Genomic DNA, 20,348 nt, shown 5'->3' with positions numbered 1-20,348 from the left:
GCCAACGGAGACCAGCATGGCAAACGCAAACCTCCTCGGCCTGTCCGACGCCTTCGGCGCGAACGTGGCCGTGCCAACCGACGGCAGTGTCGACACCGGCCAGATCGCCGCCCGGCTCGACCGCCTGCCCGCCACCCGCAGCCAGTGGCGCCTGATCGTGCTGCTCGGCTTCGGCATGTTCTTCGAGATGTACGACCTGTTCTTCAGCGGCTATGTCGCGCCGGGTCTCGTGCGCGCGGGCCTGTTCGCAGGGGCCGGCACGGTGTCCGGACAGCCGGGCATCGCGAGCTTCATGGCCGCGCTCGCGCTGGGTCTGTTCGTCGGCACCTGCTTCTGCGGCCAGCTCGCCGACCGCTACGGGCGGCGCGCGATCTTCACGTGGTCGCTGCTCGGCTATGCGCTCGCCAACCTTCACATGGTGCTGCAGACGACCGCGACCGGCATCCTCGTGTGCCGCTTTCTCGTCGGGATCGGCATCGGCGTCGAGATCGTCACGCTCGGCACCTACATCGCCGAGCTGTCGCCGCGCCACATGCGTGGCCGGGCAATGGCGGCGGCGCAGGCCATCGGCTTCACCGCGATGCCGGTCGTCGCATTCATCTCGTGGGCGCTGATTCCCGAGCGCATCCTCGGGCTCGAGGGCTGGCGCTGGGTCGTGCTGCTCGGTTGCCATGGCGCGGTGTTCGTCTGGTTCGTGCGTCGCGGCCTGCCGGAAAGCCCGCGCTGGCTCGCCTCGCGCGGCCGGCTGGCCGAAGCTGACGCCGTGCTGCGCGAGATGGAGCGCCGTACCCGCATCGATCTCGGTGGCCGGGCGCTGCCGGCGCCGGGCGAACCCGTTGCCGCGCCGGCCTCGGTCGAGGGCCGCTTCGCCGACCTGTGGGCACCGCCGCTGCGCCGCCGCACGCTGATGCTGATTGCCTTCCACGTATTCCAGACCGTTGGCTACTACGGCTTCATCAACTGGGTGCCGACGCTGCTCGTGCATCACGGCGTGACCGTGACCTCGGGACTGCTCTACAGCTCGCTCATGGCGCTCGCCGCGCCGCTCGGGCCGCTGCTCGGCCTGGTCATCGCCGACCGCTTCGAGCGCAAGCACGTCATCGTCGCGATGGCCGCCACCAACATGGCGTGCGGGCTGCTGCTGTCGCAGGCGGCCGCGCCGGTGCTCGTCGTGAGCCTCGGGATCGGCCTGACGCTGGCCGGCAACATCCTCTCGTTCACCTACCACACCTATCAGCAGGAGCTGTTCCCGACGGCCATCCGCGCCCGCGCCGTCGGCTTCGTCTACTCGTTCAGCCGGCTGTCGTCGATCGCGACCTCGTTCGTGATCGCCTGGGTGCTCGGCGCGGCCGGCACACCGGCGGTGTTCCTGCTCATCTCGGCCGCGATGGCGATCGTGATGCTCGCGATCGGCCTGTTCGGGCCGCGTACCCGGGGACAGTCGCTCGAGGCGCTGTCGGCGCGCGCCGCGCGCTGACGTCCGGCCCCGCCGGCGCCCGGCGGGGTCTCCGCATTCCATTCGAAAAAACTCCGACAGGGAGGAGACCCGCATGAACCCGTTCCGGCCACTTCGCCGCCACCTGCTCGCGTTCGCCTGCTGCGTGGTCGCCGGCCACGCGCAGGCCGCCGACTACACGATGCGCATCAGCCACCAGTTCCCGCCGCTGCACCAGGTCGCGAAGGCGATGGAGAGCTTTGCGAGCGACGCGCGCGCCGCGACCGGCGGCCGCGTCGAGGTGCAGGTATTCGGCGCCGAGCAGCTCTACAAGGCCAACCAGAACCATGCCGCGGTGGCACGCGGCCAGGTCGAGGCGGCCGTCATCAGCAACTTCACCTGGGGCAGCACCGTGCCCGAGATGAACCTGTCGAGCATCCCCTTCCTGATCGCGCGCGCCGACCAGCTCCGGCGCTTCCCCGGCTCGGAGGCGGCCAAGCTGCTCGACGGCAAGCTGGAAGCCACGGGCGTGCGCAACCTCGCGTGGCTGGTCGATGCGAACGACGCGCTGTTCACCTCGTCGAAGGCGCCGCTGATTGCGCCGGCCGATTTCCGCGGCGTGAAGATCCGCGGCTTCAGCAAGCTGGTGGATCACGGCTTCGCGGCGATGGGCGCGACACCGGTGACGATGCCCGGCTCGGAGGTCTACCAGGCGCTGCAATCGGGCGTCATCGACGCTGGCGTGACCGGCGTCGCCGCCGGCCATTCGCGCCGCTACTACGAGGTGCAGAAGTACGGTGTCGCCTGCGCCTTCCAGACCGTGTACGACAACCTCGTCGTCAATCCGGCATGGTGGGCGAAGCTGCCGGCCGACCTCCAGGCCGCGCTGCGCCAGGCCGCCGCCAAGGCCGAAGCCGGCCTGCTGCCGAATGACAACTCGGTGGCCGCCGAGGACGTGAAGCGCCTGCGCGAGAAGGGCATGGAGGTGACGGTGCTCACACCGGCCCAGGAGAAGGCGCTCGCCGACGTGATGCAGCCGCCGGTGATCAAAGCCTTCGTCGAGAGCACGCCCGATGGCGCGCGGCTCGTCGAACTGGTGCGCAAGCTGTGACGAACGCGGGGGAAACATCCATGTCCAGCCATTCCCACCAATTCGCGGCCGGCCTGCCGGCCACCGGCGCGCGTCGGCGCCTCGTCGCGGTCGTCGAGCGCCTCGTCGGCGTGACGATGCGCGTCTCGCTCGGCCTCGCGGCCACCGGCGTGCTGATCGCGCTGTGCTCGATCTGCTACGCGGTCGTCATGCGCTATGCCTTCAATGCCGCGCCGGCCTGGGTCGATGACACGGTCGGCTTCCTGATCGTGGCGGTCGTGATGCTTGCGGGCGCGCCGGCGCTGCGCCACGGCGAGCACATCGGCGTGGACCTGCTGACGGACCGCCTGCGCGGCCTGCCGCGCCGCATCGCCGAGGGCACCGGTCTCGTCGCCGCGCTGCTCATGGCGGGGATGCTGGTCGTCAACGGCTGGGAGACGGCGATGTCGTCGCGCGACTTCGGGATCATGACCAGCGGCCAGCTCGACATCCCGGTGTTCTGGCTGCAGCTGATGCTGCCGCTCGGGGGCGCACTCATGACGCTGGTCGCGGGCGAGGGCCTGCTGCGGCTCGTGCTCGGCGCGCCCTCGCTCGCGGTGTCGCATCCGCAGGCCGCGCTCACCGACGATGCGGAGGGCTGAACCATGACCATCGTCCTCGTGCTCGGCGGCCTCATCGCGCTGCTATTCACCGGCGTGCCGATCTTCGCGGCGCTGGGCCTGTACGGCGGTGCGCTGCTCGCGCTGACCCAGGGCGGCCTCGGGCCGATCACCGAGGTCATCTTCGGCGAGATCAACCGCTACCTGCTCGTGACCATCCCGCTGTTCGCCTTCATGGGTCACGTGATGATCCGCGGCCGGATCGTCGACGACCTCTACAAGACGACCTACACGCTCACGCGCCACCTGCCGGGCGGACTCGGCTTCGCGACCATCCTCGCCTGCACGATCTTCGCGGCGATCTCGGGGTCGAGCGTGGCGACGGCACTCACGGTGGGCGCCGTCGCGATCCCGCAGATGGTGCGCTTCGGTTATCCGCCCAGGCTGGCCTACGGCATGGTGGCAGCCGGCGGCACGCTCGGCATCCTGATTCCGCCGTCGGGCCCGATGGTGCTGTATGGCGTCGTGAGCGACACCTCGATCGGCGGCCTGTTCATGGCCGGCGTGCTGCCGGGACTGATGATGGCGGCGATCTTCGCGGTGTTCGGCATGCTGATGGCTCGTTTCGGCGCGACGCGCATACGCACCGAGCCGCGCGCCTCGCTGACCGAAGTGGCGACTGCGCTGCGCGGATCGGCCTGGGCTTTCGCGTTGCCGGTGATGGTGCTCGGCGGCATGTACGCGGGAATCTTCACCGCGACCGAGGCGGCCGCCGTCGGCGCGGCCGCGGCGGTGGCTGTCGCGGCGCTCGCCTACCGGAGCATCAGCCCACGCTCGCTGTGGGACGCCGCGATCGACGCGGCACGCACCTCGGCCATGCTGTTCCTGATCGTGGGCGCCGCCGCGGTGTTCGGCCATGTGATGACCAAGCTGCGCATCCCGCAGCAGATCGTCGAGCTGGTCGTGACCTTCGACGTGGGCGTCGCGGGCTTCCTCGTCGCGGTGATGGCGCTGATCTTCGTGCTCGGCATGTTCCTCGAGTCGATCGCGATCATCCTGATTACCACGCCGGTGCTCATGCCGGTCATGGCCCATCTCGGCATCAATCCGATCTGGTACGGGATCCTGCTGACGATCAACCTCGAACTCGCGCAGATCACGCCGCCCGTGGGCATGAACCTGTTCACCATCAAGAGCATCACCCGCGCGCCGATGGGCCAGATCATCGGCGGCACCCTCCCCTATGTCGGGCTGCTCATCCTCGGCATGGCGATCGTCATGGTCTGGCCGCAGATCGCGCTCTGGCTGCCGGCGCAGATGCTGAACATCAGGTAGCGCCAGCGGCGCCTCCGGCCACGCAGCCGTGGCGCATCCGGGCCCGCCGCGCGCGGTGGCCGTTCCGGCAGCTTCCCTGACCGCCGCGTCTGCGGCAGGCCCTTCCCGCTCACCGCCGTCGCCCGCCAGCCCGGGCAGGGCGGAGCCTTGCCCGCGCCAGACACGCGGGCACTTCAACACCAACGAGGAGACCCACCATGCCCCGATCCCGGTCCCACCCCGCCTACCACCGACACAGTCTGCAAACGCTTGCAATGGCGCTCGCCACGCTTGCAGCCGGCCCTGCGCCGGCCCAGTCGAACGTGACGATCTACGGCGTCGCCGACGTCGAGATCGACAACGTGCGCGTGACCGGCACAGCCGCCGCCCCGGCCACGGGCCGCAGCCTGTCGCGCGCGACATCGAGCAGCTCGCTGATCGGCTTTCGCGGCAGCGAGGAGCTCGGCAACGGCCTGAGTGCGATGTTCCAGCTCGAGTCAGGCATCCAGTTCGACACCGGCGCGCAGACCAGCAGCACCGCGCTCTGGAACCGCGACACCTATGTCGGCCTGCGCAGCGTCGACTTCGGCCAGGTGCGTGTCGGCCTGCTGAGCGGTCCCTATCGCGTGGCCGAGGGCCGCTTCGACTTCAACCCGGGCGCGACCGGCATCGCCTTCAACGCGGCGCTGCTGTCCTTCTTCGGCGCCACGGCGACCGACTTCGGCTTCGGCCGCCGCTTGTCGAATGCCGTCTTCTACGAGACGCCCAAGCTCGCCGGCTTCGTCGCCTCGGCGATCTGGAGCGCGAACGAGTCGGCCGCGGGCGTGCCGAACAGCGGCGCGACCGGCGCCGGCCTGCGCTACGACGAGGGCCCCTGGCTCATTGCCTGGACCTGGGAGCGCCGCAACGGCACGGGCGGTGTCGGCCGCCACGACACGGGGCAGCGCGCGGGGGCAAGCTACAAGACGGCCAGCTGGCGCGTCGGCGCCCAGGTCGATCATCAGACCCGCGTCAACGACGACGGCACCGACGGCAGCCGCAACGCGTTCTCGGTGATGACCGGCGTCAACCTCGGGCGGGGCGAGGTCGTGACCGAGTTCAGCGAGGCCGGCAACCTGTCGGGCAGCCTGTGCGGCGCGCGCTGCGACGAAACCGGCGCACGCATGCTGTCGCTGGCCTACTACTACCCGTTGAGCCCGCGCACGCTGCTGACCTTCCGCTCGGCGCGCATCTGGAACGAGGATCGCGCGAGCTACGAGCTGCATCCATCGGCGCCGTCGCTCATCGGCATCGCACCGGGTGCGCAGGTCGGCGCCTACGCAATCGGCCTGCGCCACACCTTCTGACCGCATTGCGGGCCGGCGCCGCCGGCCCGCGCATTTCCGAGGAGACAGCATGAAGATCGCCATCGTCGGCGCGGGCGCCATCGGCGGCCTGATCGGCACCCGGCTCGCCGCCGCCGGCCATGAAGTGGGCGCGCTCGCTCGCGGCGCCACGCTCGCCGCGCTGCGCGCGCACGGCTGGCGCCTGGAGACGGCCGCCGGCCGCGTGACGGCGCCCGTCGCCGGCGCGAGCGACCGCGCCGCCGACCTCGGCGCGCAGGACCTCGTCGTCATCGCGCTCAAGGCGACCGCGCTCGGCGCGGTGGTGCCGACGCTCGGGCCCCTCATCGGCCCGCACACGCTGATCCTGCCCGCGATGAACGGCGTGCCGTGGTGGTTCTGCGCCGGCCTGCCGGGCTTCGACGCGCCGCTCGCGAGCGTGGACGCGGGCGGTGCGATCTCGGCCGCGCTGCCGGTCGGGCAGGTGATCGGCTGCGTTGTGCATGCGAGCGCCTCGGTCGATGCGCCGGGCCTGGTGCGCCACCGCATGGGCCAGGGCCTCATCGTGGGCGAGGCCGCGGGCGGGCGATCGGCGCGCGCGCAAGCGCTTGCAGATGTGCTCGCGGCGGCCGGCTTCGACGTCACGCATTCGGCGTCGGTGCGCCGCGACGTCTGGTACAAGCTCTGGGGCAACATGACCATGAACCCGGTCAGCGCCATCACCGGCGCGACGATCGACCGGGTGCTCGGCGATCCGCTCGTGCGCGCTTTCTGCTCGGCCGCGATGGACGAGGCCGCCGCGATCGGCGCGCGCATCGGCTGCGCGATCGATCAGTCGGCCGACGACCGCCACGCGGTCACCGCCAGGCTCGGCGCGTTCCGCACCTCGATGCTCCAGGACGTGGACGCCGGCCGGCCGATCGAGCTGGACGCGATCGTCGGCGCGGTGCGCGAGATCGGCGCGCGCCTGGGCATCGCCACGCCCGCGACCGACGCGATCTTTGGCCTCGCGCGCGTGTTCGCACAGGCGCGCGGGCTCTATGCCCCACCCGCTGCCTGAGAATCCGGCCAGCGCTGAACGCACGGGCCGCCCGAGCGGCTGCGCGAGAATTCCCGCCATCACGACAGCCGGATACCGCAGATGGTCGATCTCGATTCCCTCGCCGCGCTCGACGCCGTGGTGCGCCATGGCGGCGTCGCACGCGCGGCCGAGAAACTCAACCGCGTGCAGTCGGCCGTCAGCTACCAGGTGCGCAAGCTCGAGGAACAGCTCGGCGTGGCGCTGCTCGATCGCGATGGCTACCGGCTGCGACTGACGCCAGCCGGCGAGGCGCTGCTGGCCGAAGGCCGGCGCCTGCTGCTGCATGCCGAACAGTTCGGCGCGCTCGCGCGCAGCTTCACCGAAGGCTGGGAGCCGAAGCTCATGCTCGTGGCCGACGGCATCCTGCCGCTCGACCGCGTCTTCAGTGCGCTCAAGACTCTGGCCGACGAGCGCGTGCCGACACGGGTGCAGGTGAAGGTGGAATTCCTCTATGGCGTGCAGTACCGCTTCGAGAAGGAGCGCGCCGACCTCATGATCGTCAAGGACTACGAGCCCGACCCACTGCTTGTGGCCGAGCCGCTGCCGGCGATCGAATGCGTGCTGTGCGCCGCGCCCGACCATGCACTTGCCGGCGCTGCCGAGGTCGACCTGCCGGAGCTGCAGGAGCATGTGGAACTGACGGTGCAGGACAGCAGCGAGCGCGGTGACGACCGCCACATGTTCGGCGGCGAGCGCGTGTTCTACCTCTCGGGCTTCACCGCGAAGAAGCAGGCGCTGCACATGGGCCTGGGCTTTGGCTGGATGCCGATGCATCTTGTGGCTGATGACCTCGAGCAAGGTGCGCTGTTCGAGGTGCGCTATCGCGGCGGCTCGCGCTACCGCTTCACACCTGTGCTCGTGCACCGGCGCGACATGCCTCCGGGCCGCGCGGGGCGGCGGCTGGCCGAGCTGCTACGCGCCTGAGAGCCGGCCTCCACGGCCCGACAACGGTGCTCCGAGCTCGAGGACACATCGATCCGGACATCCGCGAATCCCGGTTGACCACAATGAACCGGGAGTTCCGGCAAGGCGCCGCCATCCGTCAGGCCGGACGAGTACCTGCGCGATGTGATCGCCAGCGGCAACCCGTGCACCTGCGCGCTGGCCGCAGCGTGCGGTCAGTTCCGCAGCAATGACGGCCCGCGCCGACGGCGGCCCCGACGGTCGCGGCGTGCTGCTCGCCGTGGCCGCAAGGGCCTGCTTCGCCGCCTACGACACCAGCACCAAGTACCTCGGCGCGACGGTGCCGGTGGTGGTGGCGCTCTGGGTGCGCTAGCTGTTCCAGAGCGGCATCGGCGCAGTGGTGATCGCGCGTCACGGCGGCCATGCCGTGCTCGCGACACGGCGGCGCGGCCTGCACCTGCTGCGCGGTGGCGCGCTGCTGCGGTCGAACGTGTTTTCGTTCCTGAGCTTCAAGCACCTCGCGGTCGGCGAGGTGACGGATCCTCATGCTCACGCCGCTGCTGGTGACCGTCGTCGCGGCCTGGCGCGGCGGTGAACGCGTGTCGTGGTGGAACTGGGCCAGCGTGCTCGGTGGCCTGCTCGGTGCGCTGCTGATCGTGAGGCCGGGCGCCGCCGGCCGGCCCGATCCGGTGCTGCCGCTGCCGCTTGGCCCGCTGTGCTCGAACGCGCTGTTCCAGGAGCTCACGAGCCGGCTCACCCGCACCGACAGTCCGGCGACGATCTTCCTGCACACAAGCGCGGTCTGCGGCGTGGCGCTCAGGCTGCTGCCCTGAGCGCGGCGGCGCTCGGCATCGGACTGGTCGCGCTCTCCGGGATGGCCGGACGGCCGGCGGCCCGATCACAGCCCGGCAGCAGCGACGCGCCAGTGGCGGCTGTCTCGCGTGGCCGGGCGAGGTGGTGGAACGCGGCAGCGACTGCGCGGGAGCGATCAGCATTCGCTTCCGGGTCTGGGCAGGTGGCTGTGCCAGAAGACATCCTCGCGTGCATTCGCCGTGGCCTTGGGGGATGCCCCTGTTGCTCGAAATGATGTTGCGCCGTCACAGCCTGAAAACAGCGGCCAAGCAGAGTTATCGCTGCGCGGTTGCGTGTGGCGCGCTAGGTGCCCTGGCGCTCGGTTCGCAGCGCGCTTCGGATCGATTCAACCCATGTCGCACCGCAGCGACCGATCTCATCGCACACCTCGCTGATCAACGCGTCGCGCGATCGCGCTTCAACGATCGCGGTACGGACGGTAGTCAGCTCCGCTTCAAGGGTGCGTCGAGCCTCACGCTCTGAGGCGAGTTCGCGTCGCACGCGTTCGGCATCCTGCTCCGCCATTGCCTGACGCATCTCCAGCGTTGCAAGAGCCTGTCCGTGCAAGGCACGCTCGGCGGCACGCGCCGCGTCGGCCTGTTTTATGACCTCCGCCTGTCGCGCGTCATCCCGGGCCCGCTGCTCGCGTGTGTCGCCCAGTGTCACCTCCAGTTCGCGCAGCCGCGCCTTCCAGAGTTCGGCCGCCTCGTCGTGGCGTTGCAGCAGTGTGCGTTCGAGCGAGCGGGCGCGTTCGTCGGCGAGCGCGATGCCGGCGGCCGCGTCCTGCGCGGCCTGCTTCAACTGCGCGCGCAGTTCGTCGGCGAGCGTTACCTGCCGCAGATGCCGCTCGCGCTCGACGGCAAGCTCCTCGCGCGTCGCGGCCAGCTCGCCCGCGAGCCGCGCGCCCTCCGCGCGCGACTGCGCCAGCTCCTCGCGCAGCGCCGCCGCCCCGACCTCGAACCGTTCCAGATCGCGTCTCGCATCGCGCGCCTCGTCGCGCAGCCGCGCGAAGTCGGCTTCGAGCGCGGCGCGCCGCTGGGCGAGGGTTTCGAATTCGGCGTTCAGCTCGGCGCGCGCCTGCGTGCTCGCCTCGTCGCGGATGCGCTCGTACCAGCCCTGGATGCCGCCGAGCACGTCGTCGGGCACGGCGGGCGTCTTCAGGCGCCTGGCCTTCTCCTGCTCGAAGGCGTCGAGATAGCGGCGCAGCACGTCGTAGCTGCCGCCGCCGAGTTCGGCACGCAGGCGGCTGAAGGTGGGCGTGTCGCCGGCCTCCATGAGGCGCAGCGCGGCGGCGCGGAAGTCGTCGTAGCTGATGGTGGCGGGGCGGGGCATGGTGTGGTTCCCGGGGCTATTTCGGAATTAATAATAAAACGTGTTTCGTAATATTAATTCCCGATCAACCCTGCGATAACTGATAATTTTCACTATCACTTGATAGTGGCGCATTCATTCTCGCTACGACATCTCTCTTCGATGGCCGCTTCACGGTTCGTGCATGACGCGCTGAACGCCAGCATCCAGTCACAGACCCAGGTCGACACCCTCGCCCGCACTCCTCACGCGGCACGCACGAGCTTCCTGCAAGCTCCGGCAGCACGATCCGCCGTCCGGATCAGCCGACTGAGAGTGCTGGCGGTGCCGACGAGCGGACCGACGTCTTGGCAGCAATATCCGGTCTCGAAGGCGCCTGCTCTATCAGGAAGCGACGCATGCGCAGGCGCCGGCCAACCCACTGCCGTTGACGCAACACCCCCACCGTCGGCGATCGAGTGCGGCCCGTCACCAGCCACGCGGCATCACCTGTCGCACGTTTTTCGAGGGAACGCAGCGTCGCAAGCGCCGGGAGCGCGAGGGCCGCTCAGCGGTCCGCGCCATCGTGAACAAGCTTCCAGGCAGGGCCGACCACGCGGTCCGGTCCCTGCGCAGATCACATGCTCGCCGGGCCAGGGCAATGACCAGCGCCGGACGGCGTCGACGGCCGCCTTCCGATCTGCCAACCGCCGACCGGCACGCCAGCGAACCCGCGCGGGACTGCACGGATGCCTTGCGCCGATCGATCAGGATCGCGTCGCCTTGCAGCCTGTGGCCGCGTCCGACAGCGCGGGCAGCAACCCGCGATCGCGGCGGCCTGCGAACCGGCGGGTCCACACGGCGGCACCACGTACACGCGGAGACACGCGGAGCGAACCGGTCACGCCCCAGCGATGAGCGCCCGCCCGCCCCGCCGGCACCCGCTACGCGCGACCACGGCCAGCAGCGCCAAGCCCGCAATCAGACTGGCACCTGTGCCCGCCTCGGGCACAGGACTGAGCACCGTGACGCTGGTGATCTGCGCGGTGCTCGAGGCCCTGAGGGCGCCGTAAAGTTCTGAATACTCCTGTGCCTCGGAAAGCGTGCGACCGACGTTCGACAGCGCACCCGACTGCGAAAAGCCCTCGGGGCCGGGTTGGCTGACGCGCCACTGGGCGACGAGTTCAGTGCCCGCGAAGTCGTAGCCGCCGGTGCGCACCGGCACCCGCAACGCGAGCGACGACGTATAGCTCGGCCAGAGCGAGTAACCCGGCGTGTTGCAGCCCGTCGCGGTCGCGCAGTCCCAGCGCATCGAGGTGCCATCGGACAGCGTGAAACGCCCGGCGGCCGCCGTGAATCCGTTTGCGTCGACAGCCGCGCTGCCCAGCGAAGCAAGGTCGATCTCGATGTGCAGCCGCAGCTCGGTGCCCACCGGCTGGATGTCGAACAGGTTCGATGTGGGGCCGGTGCTCGACGTGATGATCGCGTCCTCGTCGATCGTGACGACGGCCGCGCCGGCCGGCGGCCCCAGCAGCGCAAGCAGGGCACAGGCATGACAGGGTCGCAAAGGCATGAGGGTCTCCAGTCCGCGGGGCGGGCATCAGTGGCAGTCGACCGCCGGTACCGTAGCGGGCACCCACCCGGCAGTCGTAACAATTGTTTGCGCCACCACCAGGCGGCGCCGTGCGGCTTCCCAGGGACGGCGCCGCGAAGGGCGCAGTCGCGCTCGGGCTTGGCATGCCCGGCTCCGCCGGGAGCAGGTCATGCCGCCCTGCGCACGGTCTGCAGCCGCGGCCGATTGCTGTCTTCCGGCGAGCGGTGCTCGGCGCCGCCTTCCGCGTGCGTGCCGGTCCTCGCGCTGAACAGGTTGTCGCGGCGTCAAGGCTGAACGAGCGCAGCGCTGCGCCGGCTGCGCTCGCATCTGCCGGTTGAGCGGATCGGCGATCGTCTCGTCGAAGGCACCGGGCGCCTGTGCAACGAAGTCGTGAAGAAGCTCCGCTTGTCCATGCCGTGGCACGAGCCGGCGTGGGCGCGAGCCCAGCAGCAGGCGCGCGGCCGGCGCCGCGTCGGCGAGGCCTCGCCCGTTGGTCAGTGGCTCGACCGCGGTCGCGGGCCAGCGTGAAAGCCGGGTCTCAGGCGCGCACCAGCACCACGCCCACGAGCAGACAAGCCACGCCCGCGAGTCGGATCGGGCTGATCGACCGTTGCGCCAGACCGAACAGCCCGAAGTGGTCGAAGGCGAGCGAGCCGGTCATCTGCCCCACCACGATGAGCGCGAGCACCGTGGCGGCCCCGAGCCGCGGAACCATCAGGATGGCCGTGGCGATGAAGACCGCCCCGAAGACGCCCGAGGTCCAGCTGAACCAGCCCCCGGGCGCGGCCGGCAGGCCCGACAGCGAAGGCTGCGGCCCGGGCACGACGAGCGCGACCAGCAGCATCGCGATCCCGCCGACGCAATAGCTGACGAATCCCGCCCACCACGGCGAAGCCAGCTGGACACGCAGGTTGCTGTTGAGCACCTGCTGGAGCGCCACGCTGACGCCAGCCATGACGCTGAAGAACGAAAAGACCAGGGTGGAGAAAGACGGCATGGTGTCGAACCCGCTTTCAATGAGTGGATGCAGGCCGCCAAGACTAGGCAGCCAGCCCCCCTCCCGATAGAACGGATGTGATGCTCAGTCCTGGCGATAGCGCCCCGGCGTGACGCCGAAAAACCGCTTGAAGGTGCGCCCCAGATGACTCTGGTCCGCGAAGCCCGCCTCCGCCGCAACCACCGCGATCGGGAGGCCGTCCCTCAGGTATCGCCGCGCATGGGTGAGCCGCAGCAGGAGCCGGTAGTGCTCGGGAGCGAGGCCATGCCGCTTGCGGAACATCCGCGAGAAATGCTCGCGGCTTAGGCCGGCCGACCGCGCCATCGCCTCGACGGTACCCAGCGGATCCAGTCCGGGGATCGGAGGCGCGATGCGCGCCCCCATGGCCCAGCGCCCCGCGTCGGCCGCCCGCCTCCCCCCGGCTTCGCGGCCTGGTGACATCGGCGAACCGGCTTCCTCCAGATAGCGGTGCAACTCCGCCGGGGCATAGGCATCGGCGACGAGGTAGAGGTTGATGCAGGCCACGCCCCCGGCCTCGGCCAGCGAGCCGTGCAGCGTGCCGGCGGGAATGCAGAACCACTGCCCGCGACCGACCTCATGCACCACGCCGCCGATGACGAACCTCCGGCGCCCGGCCAGCACATGAACCCACTGGTCCTCGTCGTGAAAATGCGGGGGCAGCGCAACCTGGCATCCGGACACCGTCCCGATCTCTGCCAAGGCATCGAGACGCGGCTGGCGATAGGTCCACCGGCCCGGGTCGGCCGCGCTCGCCATCGACGGCACTTGCGCAAGAAGGGTGGTCATGGGGTCGCGCCTCCTTTCGTCCGGCGTCGGGTTGCATCGGCAGGCGGGCGCCGAAGGACCGCGAGTGAAGCGGCGGGCCGGCCCGCCGCAGACGCAATGCCACGGCACGCGCGACTGGCGGTAGCCTGCGGCGCATGTGCGGCCGGGCGACCAGCATTCCGCCGCAACGACAATCCCGCTTCGCATGCCGGCGCCCATGGCCGGCGTCCGGCACGGCGATGCCTGTCGTCAGGAGAGGTTGCGATGGTGCGAATGATGATCGGAAGCGCGCTTCTGTCAGGCGCCCTGCTGCTGTCGGCGCCGTGCAAGGCCGACCCGCCCGCAGGCAGCCGCGCCCCGGCACAGACATCCCCGCCCACGGCCCGGGCCTCCGACCCGGCCGGCCGGGCTGAGGCGGACCGTCCTGCGGAAGCGCGCCCCGAATGGCCGGCCCAGCCACTGGCCACCGTGATCGCGGCCTTCATCGCGGTGAGCGGTGTCGGACTCACCCTCGGAGCAAACGGCCGGCGCGAGCAAGACGAACAGCGGCGTCAGGCGCGGACGCTGCAGGCCAGCCTCGTCGCCGACATCCGGGCCATCCTGCGCGTGCTCGACGTGGCGGCCGTGGTCGACCAGCTGATCGTGATGTGTCTCATGCCCGCGATCGGGATGCGGATCGGCCCGGCGCAGACCGCCGAGGACTACTTCCTGCTCTATGACGCGGTCGCCCGCGACCTGGGCCTCGTGGACGAAACGCTGGCGCGCCGCACGAGCGCCTTCTACGTGCTGCTCAAGGGATCGCGCGATCTGGCGCGCGCGGTCGATGCGCTGACGGAAGCCGCCGGCGCCGGCCAGGACCAGGTGCGCGATGGCGCACGCAAGGTGCTCAGGACGCTGGAGCACGTCTATCGCAACGGCCTGCTCGCGGTCAGTGCCGCGCACTGGCTCGGGCCACGGGATGCCGCCCTGCCGCCCGGAACGGTGCCCGATCTCTGGGAGCAGGCCTTCGCCGCGACGTCGCCCGAAGCCATGGCCGACCCGTTCTTCGCCGACATGCTCGCGGCCTGGCTCACGATCGTCGCGATCCAGGCCGTGCTCGATGAAACGCCCCCCGACGCACCGATCGACGAGGTGGCGCTCGGGCAGGCGATGCTGAAAGCCACCGACGCCGGCTCGCCGGCGCGCCGCACGATCGACTTCACGCTGCGCGAAAGCCGCAACGACCGATGCCGCGGTCACCGACCCCGCCGCGCGCCGCGCATCCGGCTCCAGCTCCGGACTTGCAAGGCCGACGCGGCGCCCGGCACACCGCCCGATCCGACGGCCGAGTTCCGCGCACGGGCCTTCGCGGTCTGGGCCGCTCGCATCGCGGTGATGTCCGCCCTGCGGCAATCGCATGTCGAAGCCACCGACCCGGCGGTCCCGGCATCTCGAATCGCAAGACCCCGTCGGGCACGGACCCGGCGGTAATCCCGCCACCTCCCCGCGACCTCGCGGGCACGGCCTTGCCGCCAAGCCCAGGGACAAAAGCCCATCCGCTGATCCGCCGCCGCCTTCCCCGCGGCCGACCGATGGTCATGGTCGATAGCCCTGAAGCAGCTCTGCCGCCGCTCTTGCGTCAGGTACTGATTGCGGGGCCCTGATTGGACCGCCGCCGTGTGAGGTGGCGCCCGCCCCTGTCTTCCTCCCTCGCCAGCCGCACGCTGACCCGGAGCACGCAGCCACCGTCCGGCCCGGGCTCGCCCCCCGCGTCGCCGCCGAGCAGCCGCGCGAGCTGCCTGACGACGACCAGATCCCCGGCTGCGCTGTCATGTCGCCACGGGCTCGCGGGGTCGGCGGGCCTGAACAGCTGCTCGATGAAGGCCGGATCGATGTCGGTCCCGTCGTCCTGCACGGACAGCCACACGAGGGTGCTGCCGGCATCCTCGCCGCCGGGCTCGCTGCGGATCGTGATGCTGCCGCCGGACGGCGAGCGCGCGATCGCGGCATGGCAGCAGCAGCCCAGCAGCGCCGCGAGTGCCGCCGCGTCGCCGCCGAATGTGCCGGGCGGCAGGTCATGGGCGTAGTGCAGCGTGACGGCCTTCGCGGCGGCGGCATCGCCGACCGCCGCCATGACGCCGTGGACAAGCTGTGCGAGGTCGAGCGGCGCGATCGCGGCGCCCGTCGTGCCTGCGTCGGATCCGACGCGCGCGAGCCGTTCGCCGGTCACGGCATCGATGCGGCGCGCGGCCGTCCCGATGGTGGCCAGTCGCGCGCGCTGCTGCGCGTCGAGCGCGCCGGCGCCGAGTTGCGACGCCGCGCCCGTGAGCTGGCGGAGGTGGGCGCGCATCGCGTGGGAGAGATTGGCGAGCTCAAGCGTCTTCGCGCAGCTCGCCACCTCGGCGGCCCAGCCCGCCTGGTCGTCGCGCCCGGGCCGGAGCGCCGTCACGTCCTGCACGACCGCCGTCGTGAATCGCACGCGGCCGGCGGCATCGCGCACGGCGCTGGCGGTGACGTGGACGCGGATCACGCGCCCGTCACGCCGCACGAGGCGCTTGTCGGCATCGATCCGGTAGTCCGGTGTCGAGTAGAAGAAGCTCATCATCACGAGTTCGTCGGCGCGATCCTCGGCGGGCGTGAGATCGACCGGCCGGAGCTTGCCGACCAGCGCCTCGCGCGCGAAGCCCGTGATGCGGCAGTACGCGTCGTTCACGCGCTGGAACCGGCCGTCGGCACCGAGCTGGACCGCACCCAGCGGCAGCTGCTCGAAGAAGCCCTCGAACTGCACGTCGGCGTCGAGGATGCGGGCCTGCGCGGCCGCCTCGGCCTCGGACTTCTCGCGGCTCAGGAGCCGGAACGCGTGCTGCCGGTGCCGGTAGGCCTGATGGCCGATGCCGATCGCGGCGACCAGGCCGAGATACAGCAGGCCGAGCCGCGCCGCCTCGCGGCGCCAGTCGGCCATGACGGCGTCGCGACGGCGGCTGACCGCGACGACCAGTGGATCGCTCGCGCGCCCCGAGGCCGGCAGCACCGTGCGGATCGCGATGAACCGCATGTCGCCGGTGGCGGTCGCGCGGTCGATCACGAAGCTGGCGGACTGGCCCCCGAGCAGATGCCGGTTGAACGGCGAATCGGCGACACGCGAGAGGTCGAACCCGCGGAGGTCCGGGGTGGTCTGCGTGCTGAAGATGACCTTGCCGTCGCCGTGCGCGACCGAGATGCGCATGTCGTCGGCATAGAGCAGCGACTGCATCATGACGCCGAAGTACGCCGGATCGAGGATTGCGAGGACATAGCCGTCGAACCGGCCGCCCGCCTCGACGATGACCTTGCCGAGGCTCGTCGTGAACACGCCGAGCGGCGTCGTGAAGGGCGGGCTCACATAGAGCACCTCCGGGTCGTTGCCCGCCCGGAGCAGGCGATAGCGCTCGCTGCCCCGGAAGTTCTCGCCGATCAGCTCGCGCCGGTTGCTCGAGAGCACCCTGCCGTCGGCGCTCACGTGCAGCAGCGTGCGCACGCCGATGACCGAATCGGCGAGCGCGAGCATCCGTCCGTTCATCCGCTCGGCCCGGTCGGCGCTGCCGGACAGCGCCGCGATGTCGTTGCGCAGCGCGTCGAGCATGCGGCCCGATGCGCGCAGCTGCTCGGCCGAATTGCGCTCGATCGCGCTCGCGATCGAGACCAGCCTCGACTCCTCCGCCGAGACGGTCGCGCGGTAGGCGCGATGGAGGTCCGTCGCCAGAAGCAGGCCGACCGCCCCCAGGATCAGCGTGATGACGAATGCGCCCCGCGACATGTGGCTGCCTGATGTCCTGTTCGCGCCGGATCCGGCGTCGGCTGGCTGTCGGATGCCGCCACGGAAGGCGTCCCTGACGCCGCGCCGGCGGGCTGTCTCGCGGCATCCGCGACGGCGGGCCGCGCGTCGGCCACAGCATGCCATGCACGCGCCGGTGGCTCGGCCTCGGCGCGCGGATGCGAGCACGACGTGCGTACGATGGATCACGAACGGCGCGCACCGCCCGCCGCGATCCGCGGCCTCGGCGAACTGCCGCGTCTTCACCCTCCACGACGGCTCGGCGCTCGCCATCTGCGCCGGGCCTGAGCACGATCCGCTCCTGTTCGCTGCCCACCCGTCACGGCACGGCTTCGACGCGTTCACCACCGCCGCTCACGCCGCCGTGCGCCGCGCCGCCTCCCGCAGCAGGCCGCGCAGCCATTGCATGCCCGGATCGCCGTCCTGATAGCGATGCCATTGCATCGCCTCCTCCAGCTGCGGCCCGTCAAACGGCGCGGGCAGCACGCGCAGCGGCAGCATGCGTGCGTAGTGCCGCGCGAGCCGGTCCTGCACCGTCGCCACGCGGTCGGTGCCGACCACGAGCTGGGGCAGCAGCGCGAAGCTCTCCACCGCCAGCTCGATGCGCCGCACATGGCCGCCGCGTTCCATGAGCTGCTGGTCGAACATCGACACCGGCGTGTTGCGGATGCGCGTGATGACGTGGCCGAGCGCCAGGTACTCGTCGAGGTCGAGCCGGTCGCCGATGCGCGTGTTGCCCATCCAGAACACGCAGCTGTAGTGATCGACGAACAGCGTCTCGCTCGGATGCTCGGGCGGCAGGTAGTGGGCCGGCATCACCACCATGTCCACCTCGCCGCGCGTGAGCGCCTCGGACACGCCCGCGTCCACCGTCTGGAAATCGAAGGCGATGCCGGGCGCGATGCGCGCCGCCTCGCGCATCGCCGGCGCGAGCAGCACCGTCACCATGTAATCGGACGCCGCGATGCGGAAGCGCCGTTCGGCCGTGGCCGGATCGAAGTCGGGCCGGCGCGCGATGGTCGCGTCGATGCGCAGCAGCACGTCGCGCACCGGCGCGGCGAGCGTCGTCGCGAGCGGCGTGAGCACCATGCGGCGCCCCGAGGCTTGCAGCAGCTCGTCACCGAAGTAGTCGCGCAGGCGCGCGAGGGCGCCGCTCATCGTCGATTGCGTGAGGTGCAGCTTCTCTGCGGCGCGGGTCACGTTGCGCTCGTGCAGCAGGGCGTCGAGCGCGACGAGCAGGTTGAGATCGAGTCGCTTGAAGTTCATGCGGGTTGCTGCGGCTTGACGGATCGGGGCGCGTCGAGAGCGGCCTGAACCATCGGCGGTTGCGATGCCGTGGATCGTAATAAACGATTTTCCGGATGGTCAGCCGCTGAATACCCTTGCTCCGCATCAAGGCGAAGACGTCCAAAGACGCATCCGGATTGCCACTTCAAGGCGGCCGGCGCCCTGACCGCGATGCATCGCATCGCGGGGCGCAATCACGCGATGACGGACGACCGATCCGTCCGGCGCGACGCGCCCGTGCCCCCCGAAGAGGATGGAGACAATGAGACGACACCCCACACGCGTGGCGGGTGCGAACGGCTTCGGCCGTCGCCACGCGATCGCGGCGGCCTTCGCGGCAGTCGCCGCCACGCCGGCCGCCCAGGCCTTCGAGATCGATACCGGCGTGCCCGAACTGAAGGCGCGCTGGGACAACACCGTCAAGCTCAGCGGCGCCTGGCGCCTGAAATCGCCGGCGCCCGGCCTGACCGAGTGCGCCTCCTGCGCCAACCTCGACGACGGCGACCGCAACTTCGGCAGGCGCGGCATCGTGTCCGAGCGCTTCGACCTGTTCTCGGAATTCGACGCGAGCTGGAACAACGACCACGGCCTGCGCCTGAGCGGCGCGGGCTGGTACGACGCGGTCTACAACCGGGGCAACCGCAACGACTCGCCCGAGACTGCAAACGCTTTCAGCGCGCCGTCGAACGAGTTCACGACCGCGACGCGCAACCTGCACGGCCGTCAGGCCGAGCTGCTCGACGCCTTCGCCTTCGGCCGCTTCGGCGTCGGCGACACGCGCGTGAGCTGGCGCCTCGGCCGCCACGGCCTGCTCTGGGGCGAGAGCCTGTTCTACGGCGCGAACGGCATCGCCGGCGGCATGGCGCCGACCGATGTGGTCAAGCTGCTGTCGGTGCCGAACGCCCAGTTCAAGGAAGTGGTCCGGCCCGTGCCCCAGCTGTCGGCCCAGGTGCAGTTCACGCCCGAGATCGCGGTCGGCGCCTATTACCAGTTCCGCTGGGAAGGCAACCGCCTTCCTGCCGCCGGCAGCTATTTCTCGACTTCCGACACCTTCGACAAGGGCGGCGAACGCCTCGTGACCGGCGCGCCGCTGGTGCCGGGCGGCGGCGCGGCGGCCTTCTTTCGCGCCGGCGACATCAAGCCCAGGGACAGCGGCCAGGGCGGCCTGCAACTGCGCTGGCGGCCGACCGGGCTCGACACCGACTTCGGCCTGTACGCGATCCGCTATCACGACCGCAATCCCAACCTCTATCTGCGCCCCGGCGTGACGACCGTCAACGGCGTGCCCGTCGTGCTCGACCCGACCATCTTCAACCCCGCGACCGGCCAGATCGGCGTGTATGACGCGGCCTATGCCCAGGGCGTGCGCGCCTTCGGCGCGAGCTTCTCGACCAGCATCGACGACTTCAACCTCGCCGGCGAAGCCTCGATGCGCCGCAACGCGCCGCTGGTGTCGAACGCCGCCGCGATCCTGCCGGGCGTGCTCGCCGATGCCTCGCATCCGCTGTTCGCGGTCGGCAACACCGCGCATCTCCAGTTCTCGACCATCGCGTCCTTCGGGCCGTCATTCATCGCGCGCGAAGCCTCGCTCGCGGCCGAGATCGCCTGGAACCGCGTGCTCAGCGTCACGGCCAACGCCGACCACCTGTCGCCCAACGCGAGCCGCGACGGCCTCGGCATGCGCGTCGTGTACGAGCCGAGCTATCGCCAGGTGCTGCCGGGCGTGGACCTGTCGGTACCGGCGGGCATCAGCTGGTCGCCGAAGGGCAGGTCGGGTGCGGTGCCGAGCTTCGGCGCGCATCGCGGCGGCGACATGAACCTCGGCCTCGCCGGCTCCTATCTCGATGCCTGGCGCTTCTCGCTGACCTGGACCCACTACTACGGCGGCCTCGGCCCCTTCCTCGACGCCGCCAGCGACTACAGCTTCGGCCAGTCGCTCAAGGACCGCGACTACCTCGCGCTCTCGCTGCGCCGCAGCTTCTGACCCGCGCCCCTCCGGAGAACC

17 protein-coding genes are annotated in these 20,348 nt (G+C 70.7%); 11 read left to right on the top strand and 6 right to left on the bottom strand.

Annotated elements, in window-relative coordinates:
• Positions 1–16: 16 nt before the first annotated feature.
• The 9 genes from H566_RS0112620 (at position 17) to H566_RS27495 (ending at position 8,577) form a co-directional block, all read left to right on the top strand.
• A complete protein-coding gene (locus H566_RS0112620; RefSeq protein WP_028311725.1) occupies positions 17–1,477 on the top strand; it encodes an MFS transporter in 1,461 nt (486 codons plus the stop codon).
• A 73-nt stretch (positions 1,478–1,550) separates the two neighbouring features.
• Complete coding sequence (gene dctP, locus H566_RS0112615) at positions 1,551–2,546, top strand: TRAP transporter substrate-binding protein DctP (protein ID WP_028311724.1); 996 nt, start codon at positions 1,551–1,553, stop codon at positions 2,544–2,546.
• Positions 2,547–2,566: 20 nt separating this feature from the next.
• Entirely contained in the window at positions 2,567–3,166 is a 600-nt protein-coding gene (locus H566_RS27500; RefSeq protein ID WP_051378699.1) for a TRAP transporter small permease, read from the top strand.
• A 3-nt stretch (positions 3,167–3,169) separates the two neighbouring features.
• A complete protein-coding gene (locus H566_RS0112605) occupies positions 3,170–4,459 on the top strand; it encodes a TRAP transporter large permease (protein WP_028311723.1) in 1,290 nt (429 codons plus the stop codon).
• 197 nt (positions 4,460–4,656) lie between these two features.
• Positions 4,657–5,784 carry a porin gene (locus H566_RS0112600; RefSeq protein ID WP_084545046.1) on the top strand — a complete coding sequence of 376 codons (1,128 nt, stop codon included), beginning with the start codon at positions 4,657–4,659 and terminating at the stop codon, positions 5,782–5,784.
• Between the two features lie 49 nt (positions 5,785–5,833).
• Positions 5,834–6,820: a 2-dehydropantoate 2-reductase gene (locus H566_RS0112595; protein WP_028311721.1), complete on the top strand. Its 987-nt coding sequence runs from the start codon at positions 5,834–5,836 to the stop codon at positions 6,818–6,820.
• A gap of 81 nt (positions 6,821–6,901) precedes the next feature.
• Positions 6,902–7,765 (top strand): LysR family transcriptional regulator, encoded by an 864-nt coding sequence (locus tag H566_RS24815; protein ID WP_034411527.1) that lies wholly within the window; start codon positions 6,902–6,904, stop codon positions 7,763–7,765.
• A 208-nt stretch (positions 7,766–7,973) separates the two neighbouring features.
• The gene (locus H566_RS29030; protein ID WP_156924414.1) at positions 7,974–8,117 is read left to right on the top strand and encodes a hypothetical protein; all 144 of its coding nucleotides are present in this window, start codon (positions 7,974–7,976) and stop codon (positions 8,115–8,117) included.
• Positions 8,118–8,289: 172 nt separating this feature from the next.
• Complete coding sequence (locus H566_RS27495) at positions 8,290–8,577, top strand: hypothetical protein (protein ID WP_028311719.1); 288 nt, start codon at positions 8,290–8,292, stop codon at positions 8,575–8,577.
• 322 nt (positions 8,578–8,899) lie between these two features.
• On the opposite strand, the gene H566_RS0112570 is transcribed toward H566_RS27495, so the two are convergent.
• From H566_RS0112570 to H566_RS28355, 4 genes are all read right to left on the bottom strand, one after another.
• On the bottom strand, positions 8,900–9,928 hold the full coding sequence (locus tag H566_RS0112570; RefSeq protein ID WP_028311718.1) for a DNA-binding protein: 1,029 nt from the start codon (positions 9,926–9,928) through the stop codon (positions 8,900–8,902).
• 859 nt (positions 9,929–10,787) lie between these two features.
• Positions 10,788–11,459, bottom strand: coding sequence for a hypothetical protein (locus tag H566_RS0112565; protein ID WP_028311717.1), 672 nt, complete (start codon positions 11,457–11,459; stop codon positions 10,788–10,790).
• Between the two features lie 559 nt (positions 11,460–12,018).
• Positions 12,019–12,477: a DMT family transporter gene (locus tag H566_RS0112560; protein ID WP_034411525.1), complete on the bottom strand. Its 459-nt coding sequence runs from the start codon at positions 12,475–12,477 to the stop codon at positions 12,019–12,021.
• Positions 12,478–12,561: 84 nt separating this feature from the next.
• Positions 12,562–13,284: a helix-turn-helix domain-containing protein gene (locus H566_RS28355; protein ID WP_169732529.1), complete on the bottom strand. Its 723-nt coding sequence runs from the start codon at positions 13,282–13,284 to the stop codon at positions 12,562–12,564.
• A gap of 243 nt (positions 13,285–13,527) precedes the next feature.
• Here H566_RS28355 and H566_RS0112550 point away from each other — a divergent pair, with 243 nt between their 5' ends.
• A complete protein-coding gene (locus tag H566_RS0112550; RefSeq protein ID WP_156924413.1) occupies positions 13,528–14,733 on the top strand; it encodes a hypothetical protein in 1,206 nt (401 codons plus the stop codon).
• Positions 14,734–14,881: 148 nt separating this feature from the next.
• Here H566_RS0112550 and H566_RS0112545 read toward each other — a convergent pair whose 3' ends face one another.
• A complete protein-coding gene (locus H566_RS0112545; protein WP_084545044.1) occupies positions 14,882–17,329 on the bottom strand; it encodes a PAS domain S-box protein in 2,448 nt (815 codons plus the stop codon).
• Positions 17,330–17,410: 81 nt separating this feature from the next.
• Entirely contained in the window at positions 17,411–18,322 is a 912-nt protein-coding gene (locus H566_RS0112540; RefSeq protein ID WP_028311712.1) for a LysR family transcriptional regulator, read from the bottom strand.
• A gap of 283 nt (positions 18,323–18,605) precedes the next feature.
• On the opposite strand from H566_RS0112540, the gene H566_RS24805 reads away from it, so the two are divergent.
• Entirely contained in the window at positions 18,606–20,327 is a 1,722-nt protein-coding gene (locus H566_RS24805) for a DUF1302 domain-containing protein (RefSeq protein ID WP_051378740.1), read from the top strand.
• Positions 20,328–20,348: the final 21 nt, after the last annotated feature.

This window comes from Derxia gummosa DSM 723 (assembly GCF_000482785.1).
Lineage (GTDB): Bacteria > Pseudomonadota > Gammaproteobacteria > Burkholderiales > Burkholderiaceae_E > Derxia > Derxia gummosa.
Note: the sequence above shows the minus strand (reverse complement) of the source record. Positions and strands in the feature narration are given on the sequence as shown.